A 23753-nucleotide genomic window follows, 5' to 3' on the forward strand; every position below is an offset into this window, starting at 1 on the left:
GTGTGACGGACGCGCGAGGGCGTGCGTCCGTCACACCGGCGGGTTCTCACCGCCCGGCGTGACCGCGCCCTCCCGCACTCCGAACCACTCCTCCAGCGCCTCCGCCAGCCCGGCCGGCGACGTCGACGCCTGCGCCCCCCTGTCGGCCGCCCAGGCCGTGAAGCCGTCCGGACGGACGAGGACCGCCGCCAGTTCCGGGCGCGACGGACAGCCGGCCGTCAGGATGTCGACGCGGCCGGCATACCCCGCAGCGAGGGCCCGGAACTCCGGGTCGTCGGTGAGGTCGAGCAGGAGCGCCCGGCCGCCGTGGAGGTGGTCCGCGAGGCGGCCGCCGTCGGTCAGTTCGAGGTCCGGCGTGCTGCGGCCGATCAGCGGGTGCTCGCCCGGCAGCTCGTACCGCACCCCGCCACCGTTGAGCCGCGCGGTGAGGTACGTGGTGCCCACGACCGTCTCCGCCAGGTCGCTGACGATCTCGCGCAGGGCCCGGGACTGCGGGTCCGGGCGCATGGCCGCGACCTGGGACCGGGTCCAGTCCAGGACCCACGCACCGACCGGGTGCCGCTCGGAGGTGTACGTGTCCAGCAGCCCGTCCGGCGCCCGGCCACCGATCACCGCGGCGAGCTTCCAGCCGAGGTTCATCGCGTCCCCGATACCCAGGCTCAGCCCCTGGCTCCCGAACGCGGAGTGCACGTGCGCCGCGTCGCCCGCCAGCAGCACCCGGCCCTTGCGGTACTCGGTGACCTGACGGGCGTGGTCGGTGAAGCGGGTCGCGGTCCGCACCCCGGTGATCGTGACGTCCACGCCGGATACGCGGCGCAGCCGCGCCTGGAGGTCCTCGGCGGTGACCGGCGCGTCCCGGTCGGCCGGCGGGCCGTCGAACTCCACAGTGACGACGCGGCCCGGCATCGGCCCGTAGGCGTACACCCCGGTGTCCGTGGCGGTCCAGCCGACCGTCAGGTCCTCGGCGCCGGTCATCTCCACGACCGCCTGGTGACAGGTGACCTCCGGGTCCGTACCGGGGAATTCGAACCCCGCGAGCTTGCGGACCGCGCTGCGGCCGCCGTCGCAGCCCACGAGCCAGCCGGCACGTATCGCCCCGTCGCTCGTCCGCACGGTGACGGCCTCCTCGTCCGCCTCGAAGCCGGACAGCTCCACTCCCCGGCGCACGTCGACGCCGAGCTCGTCCGCCCGCTCCCCGAGCAGCCGCTCGATGTCCTGCTGCGCCACGAAGGCGATCTCGGCGGCGGGTCCGGCGTCGCCGAGGCCCGGCTCCGTACGGTCGACCAGGTCGGCGCGCAGCATGATCCCGGCGAAGTGCCCGACGATACCGAGCCCTTGGCCCGCGTCCTGCCCTCCGTCCCCGCCGTTCTGCTCGCGGATGAACGCCTGGAAGCGGTCCATTGCCTGCCGCTGCACCTCGGCCAGCGCGGGCAGCATGCCCCGGCGGTAGAGCGCCTCGGCGCTGGGCGTGGTGATTGCCCCGCCCTTGATCGTCGGGTTCACTCCGGTGAGGCGCTCCAGGACGGCCACCCGCGCTCCCCCGAGCCGGAGCTCGCAGGCCAGCATCAATCCGACCGGGCCGCCTCCGGCCACCACTACGTCAAAGTCCATGGCGCCGACTATGACCGAGGGCCGGAAAGGCCAAGAATTCGCCGCGGTGTCAAGGGACCGGCCCGCCAGGAGAATGGGGCCGGCACAGTTGGCGCTGAGGACAATCAAGGAACGAGGCTCATCGGCTGCCATCGCCGGGAGCGAGCAGGCTCGTGAGCTTCGCGATCGCCTCTGGGGACGGCTTGAAGCAGCGGCGGACGTTCTCCGGCTTCTCAGTCGCCCACCAGGGCCGGCGAACGTTCAGCGCACGGTCTGACACGGATGTTCCTCAGACCCCTGATCCCGCAGGTGCGGGAAGCGCAGCTCGGTTCGGCTGCGCGCCGTCTCGCCCGGGCGCAGTACGGCGCTGGGCAGGTCCGGACGGTTGGGCGAGTCGGGCAGGTGCTGGGTCTCCAGACAGACCGAGCCGTGGCGTCGGTGGGGGCGCCCGGTGCCGTCGGTGAAGGAGCCGTCGAGCTGGTTGGCCGTGTAGACCTGGATTCCGGGCTCCGTCGTCCACACCTCAAGGACGCGTGCCGCCCCCGGCGCGGTGAGACGGGCGGCGCGGCGCAGGCCGCCGCCCGTGTCCCGCAGGAACCAGCAGTGGTCGAAGCCGCCGGCGGCGCGCAGTTGTGCGTCCTCGGTGCGCAGGCGGTCCCCCAGCAGCCGGGGCGCGGTGAGGTCGAAGGGGGTTCCGCCGACCTCGGCGGGCGGCCCCAGGGGGATGCCGGCGTCGTCCACCGGCAGGTAGGTGTCGGCGTCGACCTCGAGGTGGTGACCGAGGACGTCCTCGTGGCCGGCCAGGTCGAAGTAGGCGTGGCTGGTGAGGTTGACGACCGTGGGGCGGTCGGTGACCGATTCGTAGTCGACGGCCAGGGTGCCCCGGGTGTCGAGGGTGTACGTGACCGTGGTGTCCAGCGCCCCGGGGAAGCCCATGTCGCCGTCGGGGCTGTGCAGGGTGAGCCGTACGGACGCGCTGTCCGTGCTCCGGTCGGGTGCCGCTTCCCACACCTTGGTGTGGAAGCCATCCGGACCTCCGTGCAGTGCGTGGCCCCGGTCGTTGGCGGGGATGTGGTGCGCGGTGCCGTCCAGGACGAACCGGCCGTGGGCGATGCGGTTGGCGTAACGGCCGACGACGGCGCCGAAGTAGGGGTGCTCGGCCGTGTAGTCGTCGAGGGTCGCGAGGGACCGGACGACCGAGGCGGTGGCGCCCGTGGTGTCCGGCACGGTGAGGTGGTGCAGGGACGCGCCGTAGGTCAGTACCCCGGCGCGTACTCCCGTCCCGCTGTCGAGGGTCCACAGGTCGGTCGGGGTCCCCTGGGCGAGGCCGAACGGGGTGCGGTGCACGGTGGGGCGCGGCATCAGTGGTCCTCGGTGTGGCCGGAGTCGGGCCCGGGCGTGGTGGATTCGCGGACGACGAGGCGGTAGCCGGGGCGGGGCCTGCGCGGTTCGGCGACGTGTGAGCCCGAGAGCTGTTCGACGAGGCTGTCGACGGCGAGGCGGGCGATGGCTTCCTTGTCGGGGGCGATGGTGGTGAGCGTGGTGGTGGTGTAGCGGCTCTCCTCGATGTCGTCGAAACCGACGACGGCGATGTCCTCGGGGATCCGCAGGCCTCGTTCGGTGATGGACCGCATCGCGCCGATGGCGATGAGGTCGTTGTAGGCGAAGACGGCGTCGGGCCTGTCCTCCCGGTCCAGGAGCCTGGCCATGCCGGCGGCGCCGTCCTCGCGGCCGTAGCCGTCGGTCACCACGACGAGGGATTCGTCCGGGGTGATGCCGGAGGCTGCGAGCTCTTCGCGCCAGCCCCGGAGCCGCAGGTGCGCGGGCTGGCGCTCCCGGCCGGTGCGCGATCCGAGGAACGCGATCCGCCGGTTGCCCTGGCCGATGAGATGGCGCACGGCCGCGCGGGCCGCTGCCACGTTGTCGATGGCGATGTGCTCGTACGGCGCCTCGTACTCGCGTTCCCCCAGCAGGACCAGGGGCGCCGTCTCGGTGCGCGCCATGAGGTCCTCGGTCTCCAGGTGGATGGGACTGAGGATGAGGCCGTCGATCACGTGGGACCGGAATCCCTGGCTGACCAGGAGTTCCTTGTCCCGCAGGCCGGCGGTGTGGTCCACCAGGACGGTGTAGTCGTGCCGGGCGGCCGCGTCGATGACCGCTCCGGCGAGTTCGGCGAAGTACGGGTTGCCGAACTCGGGGACGGCGAGGGCGATGATGCCCGTGCGTCCCTTGCGCAGATGACGGGCGGTGAGGTTCGGCCGGTAGCCGAGTTCGTCGATCGCCTGTTGCACCTTGGTGCGCATGGCGGGTGTGACGTGCTGATAGTTGTTCACCACGTTCGACACGGTCTTGATGGACACGCCCGCCCGTTGTGCAACGTCCTTGAGGCTGACGCCCACGGCACTCCTTGGTTCGGCTCGGCTCGGTCTGGTTCTCTGTCCGGCCCTGAGCGGCCGGCTCGTCGTCAGGTGCTTCTGCGACTGCGCGCGAGATAGCGCTGCGCCACCACGACAACGATAAGGAAGCCGCCGCTGACCACCGACTGGTACGAGGAGTTGAGTGAGCCGACCTGGTTGATCAGGTTCTGGATGACGGCGAGCAGCAGGACCCCCCAGAGGGTTCCGCTGATGGATCCGGCGCCGCCGACGAGGAGTGTGCCCCCGATGACCACCGCGGAGATCGCGTCGAGTTCCATCCCCACGCCGACGATGGTGACACCGGAGGACAGCCTCGCCGCGTTGAGCGCGCCGGCGAGCCCGGCGAGCAGCCCGCTGAGCGTGTAGACGAGGATCTTCGTCCGGGCGACGGGGAGGCCCATCAGCGTGGCCGCGTCGCTGCTGCCGCCCACGGCGAAGAGCGTCTGGCCGAACGAGGTGCGCTGGAGGACGAGGCCGCCGGCCCCGAAGAGCACCAGGGCGATGAGGACCGGGTGGCCGAAGCCCCAGACACTGCCCTGGCCGAGTTCACCGAAGGCGGAGTCCTTGGGCACCAGATACGTGGTGGCGCCCTCGTCGGTGAGGGCGAGCAGCAGGCCACGGGCGCCCAGGAGCGTGGCGAGGGTGACGATGAAGGGCGCCATGTTCCCCCGGGCGATCAAGAACCCGTTGAGCAGGCCGATTCCGCCGCACACCACGAGGGGCAGGAGCAGCGCGGCGAGGAGTCCGTACTGCGAGCCCCAGGCGGCGAGGACGCCGCCGAGGGCGAAGACCGATCCGACGGACAGGTCGATGCCGCCGGTGATGATGACCATCGTCATGCCGAGGGCGACCACGGCGAGGAAGGAGGCCTGGATCGTCACTCCGCGGGCGTTGTCCAGGGACGCGAACGTCGGGTAGACGAACGAGGCGGCGATCACGACGGTCAGCAGGACAGCGAGGACTCCCTGGCGTTGCAGGAGCTCGGCCGCGCGCTGCCGGCCGGTCCGCTCGGCGCCGGCGGGGCGGGGCGCGGGCGCCTTCGGCGCCGGCGGGACCGGGGCGGCGGTGAGGGGTTTGGTTTCGTTCATCGGGACCGACGCTCCCGGGCGACGTAGACGGCGGCGATGATGATGGCCGCCTGGGCGATCTGTGCGGTGGAGTCGGGCAGGTCGTGCTTGACGAGCGTGGCGCGCAGGAGCTGCATGAGCAGGGCGCCCGCCACGGTTCCGAGCACCCGGACGGATCCCCCGTTGAGGGGGGTCCCGCCGACCACGACAGCCGTGATGGCGGAGAGTTCCATGAGGGTGCCGAGCGAGGACGGGTCGCTCGCGGTGAGTCTGGCCGTGGCGAGGATGCCGGCGAGTGCCGCGAGCAGCCCGCAGATCACGTAGACGCCGATGAGGACCCGCTTGACGGGCAGGCCCGCGAGCGCCGCGGCGGAGCGGTTGCCGCCGACGGCGACGACCTGCCTGCCGAAGGTGGTGCGCTGTACCAGGAAGGCGACGGCGACGGCCAGTACGCCGGCGATCAGGACGACCAGCGGGATGCCGAGGAAGGAGCCGGTGCCGAGCGACAGCAGGTCGGGGTTGACGATCTGCTTGAGCTGGCCGTCGGCCATGACGAGGGCGAGTCCGCGGCCTCCGACGAACAGGGCGAGCGTGGCCACGATGGGCTGCAGCCCGACGAGGGAGACGAGCGCGCCGTTGACCGCTCCGACGACGGCGCCTGCCAGGAGGGCGACGACGAGCGCGGGTACGAGGCCGTATCCGAGGTAGAGCGGGAGGAAGGCGGCTGCGAGCGCCATGGTCGAGCCGACGGACAGGTCCACGCCCTCGGTGCCGATGACCAGGGCCATGCCCAGGGCGACGATGACGACGGGGGCGACCTGGACGAGCTGGGTGCGGAAGTTGTCCGTGGTCATGAAGTGTTCGGTGAACAGGGCGTTGAAGAGCAGTACCACCCCCACGGCCACGTACACGCCGTACCGTTGGTACCAGGCGGGATCACGCAGCCGGGCCAGTGGGCTCGCGGAGGTGCGGGGCTTGTCGCTCTTCGTGGACGGGGCGGTGGCGGTCTGGGTCATCGGGGGTCCTCCTGGGCGGCCGGGGCCCTGTCCGCCGGCTCCGGTGCGTGGTCGGCGAGCACTTCGAGCAGCCGGTCCTCGGCCACGTCGTCGCCCGACAGTTCGCCCGCGACCGCTCCGCCGCGCAGCACGACGATCCGGTCGGCGCCTTCGATGAGCTCCTCGATGTCCGAGGAGATGAGCAGGACGGCGAGGCCCTCGCGGGCGAGGTCGTCGATGAGGCTCTGGACCTCGGCCTTGGCCCCGACGTCGATGCCGCGGGTGGGCTCGTCGAGCAGCAGCACCTTGGGTTCCAGGCAGAGCCAGCGGGCCAGCAGCACCTTCTGCTGGTTGCCGCCCGAGAGTTCGCCGACCTTCTGCTCGGGGCTCGACGCCTTGATCCTCAGGCGCTTCATGAAGATGTCGACGATCCGGTCCTGCTTGGCACGGGAGACGACACCGGCCCGGGAGAGACGGGGCATGGCCGCCAGCACGATGTTCTCGCGGACGGAGAGACCGGGCACGATGCCTTCGGCCTTGCGGTCCTCGGGCAGCAGGCTGATGCCGGCCCGGATGGCTGCGGCGGGGGTGAGCCGCTTCAGGGTGGTGCCGTCGACGGTGAGCTCGCCGGCGTCCAGGGGCAGCGCGCCGGACAGCGCCTTGGCGGTCTCGCTGCGCCCGGAACCGAGGAGGCCCCCGAGGCCGAGTACCTCGCCCGCGTACAACGACACGGAGATGTCGTGGAGCCGGAGGCGGCTGGAGAGACCGGTCGCGGTGAGGACGGGTGTGCGGGCGGCCTCGTGTCCCTCCGCCGCGAAACTGGTGACACCGGAGCGGCGTACCTCGGACAGGTCGCGGCCGAGCATCATCGACACGAGCTGCATCCGGTCGAGGTCCGCGAGGTCGCCGGTGTGGATGTGGCGTCCGTCGCGCAGGACGGTCACCCGGTCGCAAATCCGGTAGAGCTCGTCCATGCGGTGGCTGACGTACAGGACGGCGATGCCCTGGCCGCGCAGGCGCTCGGTGACACGGAAGAGGGTCTCCACCTCGCGTGGTTCGAGCGAGGAGGTGGGCTCGTCCATGATGACGACCCGGGCGTTGACCGACACCGCGCGTGCGAGCGCGACCATCTGCTGGGTGCCCACACCCAGGGTGTGCAGGGGACGCCGTGGGTCGGCGCGTACACCGAACCCGTCGAGCAGCTCGCCCGTCTCCCGGTGCATACGGGCGAAGTCGATGAGGCCGAAGCGGTTCCGGGGTTCGCGGCCCAGGAAGATGTTCCGCGCCACGCTCATCAGCGGGACGAGGTTGACCTCCTGGTAGATCGTGGAGATGCCGGCCTGCTGCGCCTCGGACGGCCGGGCGAAGCGGACCGGTTCGCCGGTCAGGCGAAGTTCGCCCCCGTCCGGCCGGTAGACGCCGGTCAGCACCTTGATGAGGGTGGACTTGCCCGCGCCGTTCTCGCCCACCAACGCGTGGGTCTCCCCGGCGCGCAGGGAGAAACTGACGTCGTCGAGGGCGACGACGCCGGGGAAACTCTTGCTCACCGAGCGGGCTTCGAGCACGGGGGTGTCCGTGTGGCCGGTCGCCTCCGGTGCCTGAGGTACTGCTTCGGGTGGTGCCATGGGTGTGCTTGGCCTTCCGCTGTCCAAGGGTGAGGGCCGGAGCCGCCGTGACCGTAGGGAGCGCCACGGCGGCCGGGGCCGTTGGGGTCAGGAGCGGATCAGTACGCCCCGCCGAGCGATTCCTCGGCGTTGGTCTCGTCGTAGGCGCGGTCGGTGATGATGACGTTCTCGGGGATCTCCTCGCCGCCGTAGAACTTCTGGGCGGTCGCGAAGGCCAGCGGGCCGAAGCGCGGGTTGGACTCGATGACGGCGTTGTACTCGCCGTTGACCAGGGCCTGCACCGCGTTCCGGGTGCCGTCCACCGAGACGATCTTGACGTCCTTGCCGGGCTTCTTGCCCGCTGCCTTCAGCGCGGTGACGGCTCCGAGACCCATCTCGTCGTTCTCCGCGTAGACGGCGGTGATGTCGGGCTTGGACTGGATGAGCTGCTCCATCACCTGCTGGCCCTTGTCGCGGGCGAACTCTCCGGTCTGCTGGGCGACGATCTCGATGCCGGGTGCCTCGGCCTCGATCCGGTCGACGAAGCCCTTGGTCCGGTCGGTGGTCACGTTGTTGCCGGATGCGCCGAGGAGGATCGCCACCTTGCCCTTGCCGCCGGTCGCCTTGATCATCGCGTCGGCCGCGCGCTTGCCCTGCTCGACGAAGTCGGAGCCGAGGAAGGCCACGTAGTCCTTGCAGGCCGTGGAGTTGACCTTGCGGTCGATCGTGAGGACGGGAACCTTCTTCGCCGCCGCCGCCTTGAGCGCGGGCTCCAGGCCGTCGGAGTTCAGCGGAGCGATGATGAGGAACTGCGCCCCCTGGGAGAGCATGTCCTGGATGTCGCTGATCTGCTTGGAGAGCTGCGACTGCGCGTTGGTGGTGAGGAGCTTCTTGACGCCGATCTTCGCCGCCTCGTCCTTGATGGACTGGGTCTCGGCGATGCGGAAGGGGTTGGCCTCCTTCTCCGACTGGGAGAAGCCGACCACGGCGTCCTTGAGGTCGATCTCGGGTGCGCCGTAGCTCTGCAGTGAACAGCCGGGGCCGGAAGCCGCCTCGGGAGTCCTGGCCGCCTGGGCTCCCTGGCTGCTGTCACCGCCCGCGCTGTTCGTGGTCTCCGACTTGGAGCAGCCGGAAACGGCCAGCGCGGCGGTGGCGGCGAGCAGGCAGGCCGCGGCGAGGGTACGGGATCGACGCTGGGTCATCATGCGCGGGACGCTCCTTGGCGAGGTGACGGCACACCGTTCGGCGTGCGGTCGGGCATGGCGGGACGGTGCATCTGACGCTCGGCGGCAGATGGCGCTGTTTTCCCTCACGGTCCCGCCGCGAGCTGCGGAAACTGCGGTCGTGAGGGCTTGTGCGGCCTCTCGGCGGCTCGGTTTACAACGTTATATAGGCGCGGCGCCGCAGGAAACAAGAGGGCTGTCCATGCGTTTCCAAAATGTGTCGCCCCAGGGAGCGCCCCCGCCCCCACCGATCACCGGGCCCGTCCGCGCCACGTACCGCACCAGGTACTGCGCCACCTCTGGACACCGACATGACCGCGTGCTGTCATACCGCGGACATCAGTTTTCCAACGTTGCACTGAGGTGTCGTCCCGTCAGCTGCGGGCGCGACGCCCACCTCCGCCGTGCGCCGGCTGTCCGGCAGGGCAGAAGCGGTACCGCCGGCAGCGCCCATGTCGTCCAGTACGACGGCAACGGGACCGCGGACCATCTCCGGCAGCCGCGCTGAGCAACGGTCCGCCGACGTGCCACCCCCCGCGCCGGCCGGCGCGGCGGGCTCCTCCTCATGAAGGAGTACCTGGGATGACATCCGCACCCGCACCACGCCGCACCTGGTGGGGACGGTTAACCGCCGGCACCGGCCTGCTGGCGCTGCTCGCCACCGCACTCGTCGGAGCCGCCACCGCCCCGGCCACAGCCGCACCCACGGCGTGGACACCGAAGCCGGCGCCCATGACGACGCCCTGGACGAACCAGGTGTCCGTGGACAACCCGCTCCCCGAATACCCCCGGCCACAGCTGACCCGCCCCGACTGGGCCAATCTCAACGGCGTCTGGGACTTCGCGGTGACCGGCCGCGACGCCGGGCAGCCCTCGGCGTTCTCCGAGCAGATCAGGGTCCCGTTCGTCGCCGAATCCGCGCTCTCCGGCATCAAGCGCAGGATCACCGAGAACGACAAGCTCTGGTACAAGCGCACCTTCACCGTGCCGTCGGACTGGAACGGCCGGCGCACCGTGCTCAACTTCGGCGCCTCCGACTGGCAGAGCACCGTCTGGGTCAACGGCACCCGGGTCGGCGCCCACAAGGGCGGCTTCGACTCGTTCTCGTACGACATCACTCCCCGGCTCAACGGCGGTACGAACACCGTCGTGGTCTCCGTGTACGACCCCACGCAGAACGGTGGCCAGGCCGTCGGCAAGCAGCGGATCAACGACGTGAACCCGCACCCTGGCGGCGGGATCTTCTACACCGCGGCCTCGGGGATCTGGCAGACGGTCTGGCTGGAGCCTGTCGCCACGTCGCACGTCACACGCCTGGACATGACCCCGGACCTCGGGAACAGCACCCTGCGGGTGCAGGTGCGGGCGGCAGCAGCAGCCGGCCGCAGCGCGAGGGTCACCGTCTCCCGCGGTGGCACGGTCGTCGGTACGGCGACGGGTGCCCCCGGCGCGGACATCCCCGTACCGGTGCCGGACCCCCGGCTGTGGAGCCCCGACGACCCGTTCCTCTACGACGTACGCGCCGAACTGCTCGACGGCAGCAGCGTGGTGGACACGGTGGGCAGCTACGCGGGCATGCGGTCCGTCGGCGTCGCGAAGGTCGACGACATCCTGCGCCCGGTCCTCAACGGGAAGTTCGTCTTCCAGACCGGGACGCTGGACCAGGGCTACTGGCCCGACGGCATCTACACGGCGCCCACCGACGCCGCTCTGAGGTCCGATCTCCAGGCGCACAAGGACCTCGGCTTCAACATGGTCCGCAAGCACATCAAGGTCGAACCCCAGCGCTGGTTCTACTGGGCGGACAGGCTGGGGCTCCTCGTCTGGCAGGACATGCCCGCGATGGACACCGGGAAGACCCCCGACGCCGCGGCACGGACCCAGTGGGAGGCCGAGTACCACGCGGTCATCGACCAGCACCGCAGTTCGCCCTCGGTGGTCATGTGGGTGAACCAGAACGAGGGGTGGGGACAGTACGACCAGGCCAGGATCGCCGACGAGGTGAAGGCGTACGACCCGTCGCGCCTGGTGAACAACATGAGCGGGGTCAACTGCTGCGGTTCGGTGGACGGCGGCAACGGCGACGTGATCGACAACCACGTCTACGTCGGGCCGGGCAACACCGCTCCGACGGCGACGCGGGCCGCCGTACTCGGCGAGTTCGGCGGGCTGGGCCACAAGGTGCCGGGACACGAGTGGTATCCGGGCGGCGGCTTCAGTTACGAGGACCAGGCGAGCCTCTCCGCTCTGAACAACCGCTTCGTGGGCCTCATCGACTCGATCCGCGTGGGTCAGCTGCCCGTCGGGCTCTCCGCTTCGGTCTACACGGAGATCACCGACGTCGAGAACGAGGCCAACGGGCTGCTGACCTACGACCGCCAGGTGGTCAAGGTGGACACCGCCCGGGTGAAGGCCGCCAACCAGGCCCTGATCCAGGCGTCGAGGACTCCCCCGCCGCCGGTCACCCTGCCCACCGGGAACAGGTCGCTCAGGGTCACCACTGCGGGGCACACGAACAAGTACCTGCGCCATTCCCAGGAGCTCGCCCACACGGCCGTCGTCGACGGCGGCAGTACGGCGCTGCTGAAGAACGACGCCACGTGGAAGGTCGTCACCGGCCTGGCGAACGGCAACTGCTATTCGTTCGAGTCCCGGAACTACCCCGGTGAGTACCTGCGCCACCGGGACTTCCGGGTCCGCCGCGACGCGAGCGACGGGTCGGCCCTCTTCAAGGCGGACGCCACCTGGTGCGCGGTGGCGGGTCAGGGCGGCGTGCGGCTGTCGAGCGCCAATCTGCCGGGCAGCTACCTGCGCCACATCGGCTCGGAGGTGTGGCTGGCGACTCCGGGCGGCGGTCACGCCTGGGACAACGCGGCGACCTTCACCGAGGACACGACGTGGGCTGTGGACGCCCCCTGGGCACCCTGAGGTGAGCAGCCGGGCCCGGCGGGCCGTCCACCGGGCCCGGCGGGGTCACGCGTCGCCCATGACCAGGCCCTCGATGGTGTGCTTCTGCACGATGGGGGCCAGCTCCTCCACGACCGGGCAGTGCAGGTGGGCGCGGACCCGTCCGGGCAGCGACGCCCAGTATTCCCTGGTCACCGCCATGTCGTGCTGCGCGTCGTTGCCGGCCCCTGGTGCGTCGACGCCGAGTACCAGGACCGGCCTGGAGTCCGGCGAGTGGTTGGCGGTGCCCCGGTGGATCGTCAGGGCCGAACGGGCCGAGACGTCCCCACGCCTCGGGTACTTGCGCTCGGCGAGCGAGGCATAGCGCGGGTAGGAGTCGCGGGGCGGGAACATGCCGTGCGCGAAGCGCGGGTCGTCGTCCCACTGGGTGCCCGGAGCGATCTCGAACGGCCCCATGTCGTCGCGCGTGTCCACGGCGGTGAGGTTGAAGGCGAGAGACGTCAGCCGCCGCTGGTGCCGCGTGGCGTCGGGCATGGGGAAGTCCCGGTGCCAGGGCTGGTTCACCGCCCCGGCCAGCGGGACGTCGAAGCCCAGCTCGACGATGCGGTAGTCGGCCCCCAGGACGGCCTCGGACACCCCGCGCACCCACGGATGGTCGACGAGGTCGACGAAGCCCCGCAGTTGCTCGGGGTGTATCTCCACGTAGAAGCGGTGCGGCCCCCGGCCGACCGCCCCGCCCTCCCGCCCGCGCGCCTCCGCGAAGGCCTTCTCGATGTCCTCACGCATCGCGTCGGCCCACTCCGGGGTGAAGGCACCCCGGCACGCGGTGATGCCGGCGGTGTACAGGTCCTGGACGGCCGCGTCGAGGTGCGGGGCGGCGGTCGCGGCGTCGGTCATGACGGTGGTCCTCTCGTCGGGGGGCAGCGGGACAACGCGCGGGCCGGTAGGGCGCCTTCCTCGGCGCCCGGCCTGCGAACCCCATGTTGCAACGTTGCAAACAACGAAGCAAGAGGAGATGCGAACCAAGGTGGACGAGGGCTGTTACGGTGCTCACCGCGGAAGAGGCGGACGACGGGCCGCCCCGCCCGGAGGGACAGGAGCGCACCGACCGTGGCAGCGAGGCTCAAGGACGTCGCGGCGCTCGCCGGTGTGTCCGTCCGGACCGTCTCCAACGTCGTGAGCAACGCGGCGGCCGTGGCTCCCGCGACGCGCGCCCGGGTCATGGCGGCGGTGGAGGAACTGGGATACCGCCCCAATCTCGCCGCCCGCAACCTCCGGCAGGGGCGTACGGGCCTCATCGGGGTCGTCGTGCCGGAGATCCACTCCCCGTACTTCGGCGCGCTGACGGGCCTTCTCATCGACGCGGCACAGGAGCGCGGGTGGACGGTGCTCCTGGAGCGGACCGGAGGGCGGGCGGATCTGGAACGGCGGCTTCTCGACGGGTCCGAGGGGCATCAGGTCGACGGGATGATCATCAGCCCCTGGTCGACCTCACCGGCCGATCTGGCTTCGCTCGCCGGGGGTCTGCCGCTGGTGGTCCTGGGCGAGCTTGAGCCGCACGGTTCCATCGACCACGTCGCCCTGGACAACGTGGGTGCGGCCAGGGACGCCGCCCGTCACCTGGTCTCACGGGGCCGTCGGCGCGTCGCCGCGATCGGCCTGCAGTCCGCGCTCGGCCACGGCACGGCGGAACTGCGGGCGGAGGGCTTCCGGCAAGGGCTGCGGGAGGCGGGGCTGCGTCCGGTGGCCGAGGTGGAGGTGGCCGACCTGCACCGGGCCGAAGGGGCACGTGCCCTGCGTGAACTGCTGGCGGCGCCGGGCTCCGTCGACGCCGTCTTCTGCTTCAGTGACGAACTGGCACTCGGCGCACTGCGCGTGGCGGCCGAACAGGGCGTGCGGGTGCCGGAGGATCTGGCACTGATGGGCTTCGACGACATCGAGGACGGCAGGTTCGCCGCCCCTTCGCTCACCACGATCGCCCCGGACCGGGAGCAGATCGCCGAACGCGCGGTGCAGTGCCTGACCGAGCGCGTCCTCGGCCGTCTCGGCACACTGCCGGCCCGCCGGATCGTGGTCCCGCACCGGGTACTGGTCCGGGAGAGCACCGGAGATCCGGTCCTCCCGGCCTGACGGTCTGCGCACGGCCGTCGCGCGCGGAGCGCGGACGTCAGGGGGGACCTCTCGGGACACGCCGCCGGACGGCACCGAGCTCCCGGCGGTGCGGCGTGTGCGCACACTGCCGGGAGTGGTCCCGCGGGGTGCTCCCTACGGCTGTTCGCCGTCGTGGAGGGCGGTCACCTCCTGGTCGGTGAGCGCCTTGTCGTACACCTTCACCTGGTCGACGGAGCCGTTCCAGAAGTCGGTGTGCGCGCCCGACCACTTGGCGCGGCCCACGGACAGCGCGCCGGTGCTGACATCGGCGGAACCCGCTGCGGCGGTGGAGGCGAGCTCGCCGTCGACGTACAGCTTGATCTCGTCACCGCTGCGCACGCCGACGAGGTGGTACCACCGGCCGAGTTCGGGCTTCAGTTCCAGCCGGGCCCGGTGTGCGCCCGGCGTGGAGAAGGCGAACCCGCCCTGTCCGTACTGGAGGTAGAACGGGTTCTCCTGGCGACGGCCGTCCTGGCTGACGACCGTCGCGTAGTTGCCCGGGAGCGCGTCGAGCGAAGCCCACGCCGAGACGGTGTAGTCGCCGGTGGTGTCGACGACCGGCCCGTCGGTCTGCGCGTACTGTCCCTCACCGTCGAACTTGAGCGCCGAACCGCGCACCCCGGCCGTCCAGGACGTTCCGTCGGAGAGGGTGAGGTCTCGGTGGTTCGGGCCGCTGTCGGCGGCCTTGGCGCCCTGGTTCTCGTCGAGGGACCAGGCACCGCCGCCCTTGATCTCGTCCCGCTCGCCCGCTGCGGCGCCGGCGGCGACGACCTCCTGGTTGATCTTCCGCACCTTCGCGGCGTCGACCTTGATCTCGCGGCGGTCGTACGTCCAGAGACCGTTGAGCTCGTTCTCCAGATCGGTCACCTGGGTGTAGACGGAGCCGGAGAGTTCGGCCCCTGCCGCCTCCAGGTAGTAGGTACGGGTGTTGTCGACGTACTTGGCGGTCAGGGCGTCCTTGTCGGCGACACCGCTGTAGATGGCGGTGGGGGCGCCGGGCCACATGCGGCCGGGGATGCGCAGGGTGAAGCCGCCGTGCTCACCGTCGATCGCCGCACGCGTCTCGTCGGGGAAGGCCGGGTCGGTGTTGTTGTAGTCGTGGTGGTCGATGATGTCGCCCTTGCCGGAGTCACCCTTGGAGTTGCAGCAGTTGACACCGCTGTGGGCGCTGACGACGCGCGAGGGATCGGCGGCCTGCACCCTCTCCGTGATCCTGCCGGTCTCGGTGCGGTCCCACTCGCCCCAGCCCTCGTTGAAGACGATCCAGGCGCCGATGGAGGGGTGGTTGTGCAGCTGCTCCATCATTTCGGCGCCCTGGTCGAGGAAGGCCTTCTGGCCCTTCTCGCCGGTGATGTTGCCGGAGACGAAGTCCTGCCACACCAGGAGACCCAGCTTGTCGGCGTGGTAGTACCAACGGGCGGGCTCGACCTTGATGTGCTTGCGGACCGAGTTGAAGCCGAGGTCCTTCTGCGCCTTGAGGTCGAAGACGAGGGCGTCGTCGCTGGGGGCCGTGTTCAGCCCGTCGGGGTAGAAGCCCTGGTCGAGCTGGGCGAGGGAGAAGAAGGGCTTTCCGTTGAGCACCAGCTTCTGGTAGCCGCCGACCTCGGCGACGTCGAAGGAGCGCATGCCGAAGTAGCTGTCGACGGTGTCCTTGGAGCGGCCGTCCCTGAGGGTGACCTCGAGGTCGTACAGGTACGGGTCGTCCGGGGTCCACAGGTGCTGCCTGGCGACCGGCAGGCTGATCTCGCTGTTGGCAGGGCCGGTGGCGGTGCCGACGACCTTGCCCTTCCTGTCGCGGGCGACGGCGGTGACACGGGCGGACTTCGAGGCGTCCTCGGAGTTGACCGTCAGGGCGAGGCGGCCCTTGTCGATGTCCGGCGTGGTCGTCAGGGAGTCGACGGCGGCCGGGGCGACGGGCTCCATCCAGACGGTCTGCCAGATGCCGGAGGAGGCGGTGTAGAAGATGCCGCTCGGGTTCGGGGACTGCTTGCCCGTGGGCTGGTCGGCTCCGGTGGTGTCGGTGACCGCGACCACGATCTCCTGTGGCCCGCTGCCCTTGAGGGCGTCGGTGATGTCGGCGCTGAAGGCGGTGTAGCCGCCGGTGTGCTCGGCGACCTGCTTGCCGTTGACCCAGACCCGCGCCTGGTAGTCGACGGCGCCGAAGTTGAGCTTCAGGCGTTCGTCCTTGTCGCGCTTGCCGACCGACCAGCTCTTGGGCACCGTGACGAGCTTGCGGTAGAACATGTGGTCTTCGTGGCGCTCGAGCCCGGAGAGCTGCGACTCGACGGGATAGGGCACCGTGATGCGCTCGTCGAGCTTCTTGCCGAAGACCGGCTTCTCACCGGCGGTGGCTCCGGCGAACTCCCACTGCCCGTTGAGGTTCTTCCAGTCGTCGCGCACCTGCTGCGGGCGGGGGTACTCGGGCATCGGGTTCGCGGGGTCGACCTTGTCACCCCACGGCGTGGTGAGCCGGTGCGTGGAGAGGTTCTTCGCCCTGCGGCTGATCTCCGGTACGGTCTCGTCGCCGTTCTTGAGGCCGCCCTCGCCGTCGTAGACGACTTTGAGCTGCTGGCCCTTCTGGACTGCGGCGCCCAGGGTGACGACGAGCGCCTTGGGGTTGTCCGACGCCTTGGTGACCGACTTCACCGGCATCGGCGTCGTGTCCGCCTCGATGGTGAGGTGGTCCTTGAGGCCCTTCGTGCCGCTGACCTCGTGATCGAAGGTCGCCTGCACCTCGAGGCCGCTCTCGGCGACGGTCAGCCCGACCGGGTAGACCTCGAAGTCGGACGGCGGGGTGAAGGCCGACTCGGGCACGATCTGCTTGGCGAGCTTCGCGCTCGACCAGCGCAGGAACATGTTCGCCCCGCCGGTGTCCTGGAACATCTCCAGCCGGAACGTGTGCGCTTCACCGGCCTTCAGCGCGACCGGGACGCTGGTCTGCTCCTTGTCCCAGTCCGGCTCCCAGTGATCGATGACCGCCTTGTCGTCGATGAAGAGCCGGAAACCGTTGTCACCGATGGCGGAGAAGGTGTAGTCACCCGTCTCCGGGGCCTCGATCTGCCCCGTCCAGCGGGCGGTGGTGTGCTCGGTCCGTCCGGTGGCCGACTCGAAGGCGCCGGTCAGCCCGGGGAAGTTGATGTCCGGGTCGAGCGCGGTCGCGCCGAGCTTCGCGAAGTCACGGGCGCCCGGGGCGGACATGGCGAAGTACTCGCCCTTGAGACCGTGCACCTCGGTGGACGGGTCCTCCTCGGTGAACGCCGTGGCGGTGGCGGCCTCGGCCGCGGAGGCTGCGGGAGCCGCGGCGGCGGCCGGGACCAGGGTGGCCCCGAGCGGGAGCAGCAGCGCCGCCGTACAGGCGAGTGATCGGAGCAACGTGCGGGGGCGGGCTAGTTGTCGTATCAAGGCGTCGTCCTCGTCGAAGAAGCCGGAGTGCCCCGAACCGCGGAGCACTGCACATAGTCGAACATTGAGCCACAGCCCCAAACAGCTGACAACGGTCGTGCACGCAGAATTTTCAACGATAGAAAATTGGGGCCCCTCCCGCCCTCCGCGCCGGGCGGGCGGAGCCCGGCGAACGGCACGGCGCCGCCCACCGGGCTCCGGAACAGGTCCGGTCGGTGTGCTACTGCGGAAGATCCGCAGGCCGTGTGGCCCAGGACGTGTTCGGCCGGTCGGCGAGCCGGTAGGCCAGCGACCCGCCACGGGTGACCAGCCGGGCGTCCGTCCACGACCTGTCGGCCGGGCGTCCGTCGACCTTCACCGCGTCGATGTACGGATGTGTCGCATCGGCCTCCGGGGCGCTGATCCGGATGTCACCGCCCTGAGGCCGGTGCAGCACCGCGGACGGGAACAGCGGCGCGCCCAGCAGCATGGTGGCGCTGCCGGGTGTCTGCGGGTAGAGACCGAGGGCCGAGAAGACGTACCAGGCCGACATCGTGCCGAGGTCGTCGTTGCCGGGCAGTCCTCGCGGGCCGGTCCCGTAGACCGTGTTCACGATCTCCCGTACGGTCTCCTGGGTCTTCCACGGCTGCCCCAGCGCGTTGTAGAGCCAAGGGGCGTGGATGCCCGGCTCGTTGGTGGGGTCGTAGCGCAGCGCGTCACCGCCCTTGACCGACCATGAACCGTCCGCCTTGTGGAAGAAGCCGTCCAGCCGCTCGGCTGCCACGTCACGGCCGCCCATGGCCTCGGCCAGCCCCTGCACGTCCTGCGGGACCATCCAGGTGTACGTGGCACTGCTGCCCTGCGCGAAGCCCCGGTCGCTGCCCGGGCTGAAGGGGGTCACCCAGGAGCCGTCGAGGTTGCGTGCCTGGATGTAGCCGGTGGTCCCGGCGCCGTCACCGGCCTCGGGGTTGAAGACGTTGCGCCACCAGAGACCGCGCTCCTCGAAGGCGTCGGCCTCCTCGTCGCGCCCGAGCAGCCGGGCCCACCGGCCCAGTGCCGCGTCGGCGACCGCGTCCTCCAGGGTCTCGGCGGCACCGCCCCAGCAGTGGCAGACGTCCTGGGCCGCGTAGCGGGACTCCAGGTACTGGGCGAGATTGGGGCGCTGGCCGGTGCACTGGCCGGGGCACCCCGCGTCGGAGAGGCCGTCCGGGTGGGGCACCGTGGCCTGCCGCGCCAGGGACTCGAACGCGCCCTCGTAGTCGAAGTTGCGCACGCCCATCGCGTAGAACGTGGCGAGGGTGGCGGCCGTGGGGTCGCCCGTCATCACATGTGTGGCGCCGTTGACGTGCACCCAGCGGTCCCAGACTCCGCCGTTCTGCCGGGAGAAGTTGTGGAGCGACTGGGCGAAGTCGCCGGCGACCCTCGGTTTGAGGAGGGCGAGGAGCTGTATCTGGGCGCGGTACTGGTCCCACCCGGAGAAATTGCTGTACTGGGCCTTCTGACCGCGCGTCACGCGGTGCGGCTTCCCGTCCATGCCCGGGTAGCGGCCGTCCCTGTCGCTGATCAGGTTCGGCTGCATCAGCGAGTGGTACAGCGCGGTGTAGAAGGCGGTGCGCTGCGCGTCGCTGCCGCCGCCGACGCGCGCGGAGGCGAGCTCGCGGTCCCAGGCGGCGGACCCCGCGCGGGCCACGTCGTCGACGCTCGCCCTCGGCGCGATCTCCTGGCGGAGGTTGGCCTCCGCGCCCGCCTGGCTGACGTAGGAGATCCCGATCCGCATGCGGACGTCGTCGTCGGCCGCGGTGTCGAAGCCAACCCAGCCCCCGGAACCGCGCCCGGCGCGGTCTGCCCCGGTGGCATAGCCCTCGCCGCCGCTCGTGCTGGTGGCGCCCGGCGTGAGAGTACCGTCGCGCCAGGTGCCCGTGGCGGAGAAGGCGCGGTCGAAGGAGGCGCTGAAGTAGAGCCGGTAGTAGCTCTTCCGGTTGTTCGTACCGCCGTTGGCGCGTCTGCCGCAGAACGCGCCGGTGAGCACCGAACCGGTCACCTTGCGGTGGGCGGTGTCGATCTCGATCTCGGCGTCCTCGCTGCCGTTCAACGAGTTGGACACCCGGAAGAGCAGGCTGGCGGGCCTGTCCGCCGGGAAGCCGAAGTCGGCCACACCGGCGCGCTCGCTGACGGCCAGGTCCGCGGTGGCACCGGAGTCCAGCCCGACGGTGTAACGGCCGGGAACGGCGCGCTCGTCGTCGTGCGAGAAGCCGGACGCGTAGACGGCGTCCTTCGTGTCGGCGGACGGCGAGGAGGTGACGTCGCCGACGAACGGCATGATCGGTACGTCACCCGCGGCGCCGGGGTTGCACCCGGCGCCGTTGACGTGGGTGAGGCTCAGGCCGCGCATCCGGGTCACCCCGTACTCGTAGCCGTTGGCCGCCCCGGTGCTCGTCTGGTCGCCCGTGGTGCTGGTCGGCGACCAGGCGATCATGCCGTACGGACGGACGGCGCCGGGGTAGGTGTTGCCGCCGTTCGCCGTGCCGATCATCGGGTCCACGTAGGCGGTGGGGCGCGCGACCAGCACGTCGGCCTCGGCGGCCGGCGGCACGACGGCGCCGGCGAGTGTGCCGGCGAGGGCGATCGCGGCGGCCCGTGCGGTGAGACGCCGGGCCGGGGACGGTCTGGAGGGCATGTTCTCGGATACCTCCGACGGAGAGGGACAACGTTGTCAGCACCGTTCGGACCACGACGCGGCAGCGTTGATCGATTCGCGGCCGAGCGTAGGTCCCCGCGGCGTGCGAGGGAATGCCACGAACCGATCGATCGGTGAACGAGTGGTGAACCGGGCCGCGGGAGCGACCCGCCTGACACGATGGCAGCTGGGCCCGGGCCCGACGACCGCCGCAGGAGGAACACCGTGATCCGCTGGACGTACGCCTTCATCGACCGCCCCGGAGCCGGCCGCGCCGCGGCCTTCTGGAGCGCGGTCACCGGGACCCGCGCCTCGGCGCCGTGGGGCGAAAGGGGTGAGTTCACCACCCTGCTCGCGGACGGGGCCGACGCGTACCTGGTGACCCAGGCGGTGGGCGGGCCGGGCGGTGCGCATCCCGATCTGGCGGTGGACGACATGCCCGCCTTCGTCGCGCGGGCCCGCCGACTGGGCGCCGAGGGCGAGGCCCGGCACCCGGAACTCACCGTCATGCGCTCCCCCGGTGGACAGCCCTTCTGCGTGGTGCCCTGGCGGGGCGGGCGGACGCGACCGCCGGTGTTCACCGATGCCGGAGGGACCGCGAGCCGGCTCGACCAGATGTCCCTCGACGTCTCACCGGAGGCGTTCGAGGCCGAGGTCGGATTCTGGGCCACGCTGACCGGCTGGGACGCCCGCCCCGGAGACCACCCCGAGTTCCATGTGCTCCGCCCGTCCCTGGACCTGCCCGTACACCTGCTCGTCCAGCGCCTGGACGAGCCCCGCCCCGCGTCGGCGCATCTGGATGTGGCCTGCTCGGATCTCGGGGCCGGGCGCGCCCTGCACGAACGGCACGGGGCCCGGTTCGTGCGCGAGGGCGACGGGTGGACGGTGATGCGGGACCCGGCGGGCGGCGTCTACTGCCTGACGGGCCGTGATCCGGTGACGGGCGAGTAGACGCTCGCCGCGTCCGCCGGCTGCCGCCGGGGCCCGTCGGCGGCCGGGTTCCAGGGCGTGCCCGCGTAACCCGCCGCACCGGTGGAGGGCGCGGGCGGCGTCGGGTACCGACGGCGTGGCTCACGGGGTCCGGTGCGTTCGGTCGCGAGGCGGGGTGCCGGCCGCGGACCGGACGGCACGGCCGGTGGGGCCGGGCAGCGGAGGCGTGTGCCGGGAGACGGTAGCCGGGTGGGCGTGGCTGGACCGTGGGTGTTGCCGGCGTACGGGTACGGCCGGCCGGTGGGCGTTGCTGGCCCCTGGGCGGCGCGAGCCGGCGAGCGGCGCGGACACCCTCAGCGGGTCAGTGTCTCGAAGCCGGCGTCGTCGCAGTAACGCACGACAAGCCCTTCCGCCTCGGAGTCGCCGTTGTTCATGGCCGCCGCCGTCGCCTCCCCCAGGGTCCGGCCTCCCCCGACGGCCTCCTCCCTGAGCGGCCGCATCGCGAGGAAGGCGTCCTGAGCGACGGCCCCGGTCTCGTCGAACCCCGACGGCTCGGGGGGCTGCGTGTCCGCCGCGTTCCGCGCCTTCTGCCATGTCCCCAGCTGCGCGCAGTAGTTCCCGCGCTGCTCGGTCAGCCGTTGGCCGTCCCCGCCCTGGGAGGAGGAGCATCCCGCCGCCATCGCCACCAGGGCGAGGACCTGGACCACCGTCCTGTACACACGCATCGTTCCGCCCCCCGGCCGCACCGCGTCCGCTCGACGCCTTCCCCGCAACTCCCGCAGCAGGATACCCGCGTGGAACTCGTCGGCCGCCCGGACGGCTCCCGTCCCCAGGGGGCGGAGAACCGGCGTGCCGTGCCCCGGGGGAGGGGACACGGCCCGCCGGTGCTCTACGGAGTGGTGACGACCGGCCGGGGGGCGGTCGCCATGCCGCTGCCGATGGCGAAGCTGGGGTGCGGCGGCTGGTTGTACGCGGTGTTCTGCCAGGCCAGCGCCGTCCGGTACATGGTGTCGTGGAGCAGTGTGGTGATCCTGGTGCCGGTCTCGTGCGGCGTGGAGTAGATCCGCAGGGCCGTGTTGTTGGTGGTCGGCCAGACGACTTCCTCGCGCCAGTCCCCGAAGAGGTCGCCGGAGATCGCGGGCGTGGCCTTGGTGCCGTTGCCGGAGTGGACGGACGCCCCGGTCAGCAGACGGGTGTCGCCCGAGGTGCCGTACTTGTCGATGTGGGTGCCGTCGAGGAGTTCGCGGGTGGTGTCGCCGTCCCACCAGGACAGGAAGTTGGAGCTGGACGGCTTACGGCTGGTGACCACGGCGCCCTTCGGGTTGCGCACCCCGGAGACGGCGGAGGACCATGACTCGGCGCCGGCGCTGCCGGACCAGATGTCACCGGATACGCCACGTCCGTTGTCACCGCTCGCCGGGGTGGACCAGAGGATCTGACCGGTCCTGGCATCCGCCATCCAGGAGGACGGCTTGGAGCTGTCCTCGTCGACCTTGAACTCCTCGAGGCCCGCGCGAGAGGGATCGAGGTCCCCGACGTGCATGGCGTCGCCGTGGCCGTTCTTCGTGGTCCACAGTCCGCTGCCGTTGTCGTCCACGGCCATGGCGCCGTAGATGATCTCGTCCTTGCCGTCACCGTCCGCGTCGGCGACGGACAGCTGGTGGTTGCCCTGTCCGTCGTATCCCTTGCCGGCGTTGGTCGAGCTGTTCGTGTCGAAGGTCCAGCGCCGGGTGAAGGCGCCGCCCCTCCAGTCCCAGGCGGCTATGACGCTGCGCGTGTAGTAGCCGCGCGCCATGATCAGGGACGGCCTGGCGCCGTCCAGATAGGCCGTGCCGGCGAGGAAGCGGTCGACCCGGTTGCCGTAGGAGTCGCCCCACGAGGACACCGTGCCGCGCGCGGGGACGTAGTCGACGGTGCCCATCGCCGCCCCCGTCCTGCCGTTGAACATCGTCAGGAACTCGGGACCGGACAGGATGTATCCGGAGGAGTTGCGGTGGTCGGCGGAGGAACTGCCGATCACCTTCCCGGTACCGTCGACGCTGCCGTCGGCGGTCTTCATCGCCACCTCCGCCCGGCCGTCGCCGTCGTAGTCGTACACCTGGAACTGGGTGTAGTGCGCGCCGGAGCGGATGTTGCGCCCGAGGTCGATACGCCAGAGCCGGGTGCCGTCGAGGCGCACTCCGTCGATGACCGTGTTGCCCGTGTAGCCGGACTGGGAGTTGTCCTTGGCGTTGGTGGGCTGCCACTTCAGCACGAAGTCGAGTGCGCCGTCACCGTCCAGATCGCCTACGGACGCGTCGTTGGCCTCGTAGGTGTAGGAGACCCCGTCGGGCGTGGTCCCGCCTGCGGGCGGACTGATCGGCACGTCCTTGTATCCGGAGCGGAACTGGATCGCGTGCACGGAGTCGCTCTGCTCCACGCCGCCGACGACCGCGCGCACCGTGTAGTCGGCGGTGGCGGGCGCTCCCGCGTGGAAGTAGTTGGTCGAGGTGGTGACGGGCGAGGTGTTGACCTTGGTGCCGGCCCGGTAGACGTTGAAGGAGACGTTGTCGGGGTCGGTGCCGAGCCAGCGCCAGCTGACGAGGTTTCCGCTGTCGGTGTGCACGCTCACGACGCCGCGGTCGAGTGCTTCGGCCTGCCGTGCCGTGGCGGCCTGCGAGGCGGGACCGAGTGCCACGAGCCCGCCGACGGCGAGCAGGCCTGCCGTCAGGGCGCCTGTCAGCGCGCGGGTACGGGTGACACGGCGTCCGCGGCGTGGGCGGGGATCGGTGTGGGGAAGCAGAGGTTCCACGAGAGGCACCTTCTGGCCGG

General features: G+C 71.0%; 15 protein-coding genes and 1 pseudogene. 3 read left to right on the top strand and 13 right to left on the bottom strand.

From position 1 onward, the window contains the following. Positions 1-30: 30 nt before the first annotated feature. The 8 genes and pseudogenes from ACHFIV_RS17130 to ACHFIV_RS17165 all read right to left on the bottom strand — a co-directional run bounded on the left by ACHFIV_RS17130 (position 31) and on the right by ACHFIV_RS17165 (position 8878). On the bottom strand, positions 31-1611 hold the full coding sequence (locus ACHFIV_RS17130) for an FAD-dependent oxidoreductase (protein ID WP_398969192.1): 1581 nt from the start codon (positions 1609-1611) through the stop codon (positions 31-33). Between the two features lie 118 nt (positions 1612-1729). After that, a pseudogene (locus tag ACHFIV_RS17135) lies at positions 1730-1825 on the bottom strand (site-specific integrase); the annotation flags it as partial. Positions 1826-1851: 26 nt separating this feature from the next. Continuing rightward, positions 1852-2952 carry an aldose epimerase family protein gene (locus ACHFIV_RS17140; RefSeq protein ID WP_398969194.1) on the bottom strand — a complete coding sequence of 367 codons (1101 nt, stop codon included), beginning with the start codon at positions 2950-2952 and terminating at the stop codon, positions 1852-1854. Next, entirely contained in the window at positions 2952-3989 is a 1038-nt protein-coding gene (locus ACHFIV_RS17145) for a LacI family DNA-binding transcriptional regulator (protein ID WP_398969197.1), read from the bottom strand. Before ACHFIV_RS17145 ends, ACHFIV_RS17140 begins: the two co-directional genes overlap by 1 nt. A gap of 65 nt (positions 3990-4054) precedes the next feature. Continuing rightward, entirely contained in the window at positions 4055-5095 is a 1041-nt protein-coding gene (locus ACHFIV_RS17150; protein ID WP_398969200.1) for an ABC transporter permease, read from the bottom strand. Continuing rightward, positions 5092-6090 (bottom strand): ABC transporter permease, encoded by a 999-nt coding sequence (locus ACHFIV_RS17155; RefSeq protein WP_398969203.1) that lies wholly within the window; start codon positions 6088-6090, stop codon positions 5092-5094. The genes ACHFIV_RS17150 and ACHFIV_RS17155 overlap by 4 nt, the downstream gene beginning before the upstream one ends. Continuing rightward, the gene (locus ACHFIV_RS17160; RefSeq protein ID WP_398969205.1) at positions 6087-7694 is read right to left on the bottom strand and encodes a sugar ABC transporter ATP-binding protein; all 1608 of its coding nucleotides are present in this window, start codon (positions 7692-7694) and stop codon (positions 6087-6089) included. Before ACHFIV_RS17160 ends, ACHFIV_RS17155 begins: the two co-directional genes overlap by 4 nt. A 98-nt stretch (positions 7695-7792) precedes the next feature. Beyond that, on the bottom strand, positions 7793-8878 hold the full coding sequence (locus tag ACHFIV_RS17165) for an ABC transporter substrate-binding protein (protein ID WP_398969208.1): 1086 nt from the start codon (positions 8876-8878) through the stop codon (positions 7793-7795). Between the two features lie 600 nt (positions 8879-9478). On the opposite strand from ACHFIV_RS17165, the gene ACHFIV_RS17170 reads away from it, so the two are divergent. After that, positions 9479-11824: an AbfB domain-containing protein gene (locus ACHFIV_RS17170; protein WP_398969211.1), complete on the top strand. Its 2346-nt coding sequence runs from the start codon at positions 9479-9481 to the stop codon at positions 11822-11824. A gap of 45 nt (positions 11825-11869) precedes the next feature. Here ACHFIV_RS17170 and ACHFIV_RS17175 read toward each other — a convergent pair whose 3' ends face one another. Further along, a complete protein-coding gene (locus tag ACHFIV_RS17175) occupies positions 11870-12700 on the bottom strand; it encodes a phytanoyl-CoA dioxygenase family protein (RefSeq protein WP_398969214.1) in 831 nt (276 codons plus the stop codon). Positions 12701-12913: 213 nt separating this feature from the next. Between ACHFIV_RS17175 and ACHFIV_RS17180 the strand changes: the two genes are divergently transcribed. Next, the gene (locus ACHFIV_RS17180; RefSeq protein WP_398969217.1) at positions 12914-13933 is read left to right on the top strand and encodes a LacI family DNA-binding transcriptional regulator; all 1020 of its coding nucleotides are present in this window, start codon (positions 12914-12916) and stop codon (positions 13931-13933) included. A 135-nt stretch (positions 13934-14068) separates the two neighbouring features. Here ACHFIV_RS17180 and ACHFIV_RS17185 read toward each other — a convergent pair whose 3' ends face one another. Both ACHFIV_RS17185 and ACHFIV_RS17190 read right to left on the bottom strand, forming a co-directional pair. Then, positions 14069-17404 (bottom strand): LamG-like jellyroll fold domain-containing protein, encoded by a 3336-nt coding sequence (locus ACHFIV_RS17185; RefSeq protein ID WP_398969220.1) that lies wholly within the window; start codon positions 17402-17404, stop codon positions 14069-14071. Positions 17405-17576: 172 nt separating this feature from the next. Then, positions 17577-20012: a GH92 family glycosyl hydrolase gene (locus ACHFIV_RS17190; protein WP_398969223.1), complete on the bottom strand. Its 2436-nt coding sequence runs from the start codon at positions 20010-20012 to the stop codon at positions 17577-17579. A 225-nt stretch (positions 20013-20237) separates the two neighbouring features. Here ACHFIV_RS17190 and ACHFIV_RS17195 point away from each other — a divergent pair, with 225 nt between their 5' ends. After that, positions 20238-20963 (top strand): VOC family protein, encoded by a 726-nt coding sequence (locus ACHFIV_RS17195; RefSeq protein WP_398969225.1) that lies wholly within the window; start codon positions 20238-20240, stop codon positions 20961-20963. Between the two features lie 332 nt (positions 20964-21295). Here ACHFIV_RS17195 and ACHFIV_RS17200 read toward each other — a convergent pair whose 3' ends face one another. Further along, on the bottom strand, positions 21296-21667 hold the full coding sequence (locus ACHFIV_RS17200; protein ID WP_398969228.1) for a hypothetical protein: 372 nt from the start codon (positions 21665-21667) through the stop codon (positions 21296-21298). Between the two features lie 164 nt (positions 21668-21831). Further along, positions 21832-23733, bottom strand: a complete 1902-nt coding sequence (locus ACHFIV_RS17205) for a rhamnogalacturonan lyase (RefSeq protein WP_398969230.1) — start codon at positions 23731-23733, stop codon at positions 21832-21834. Positions 23734-23753 lie beyond the last annotated feature (20 nt).

Source organism: Streptomyces sp. ALB3, from assembly GCF_044385685.1.
Taxonomy (GTDB): domain Bacteria; phylum Actinomycetota; class Actinomycetes; order Streptomycetales; family Streptomycetaceae; genus Streptomyces.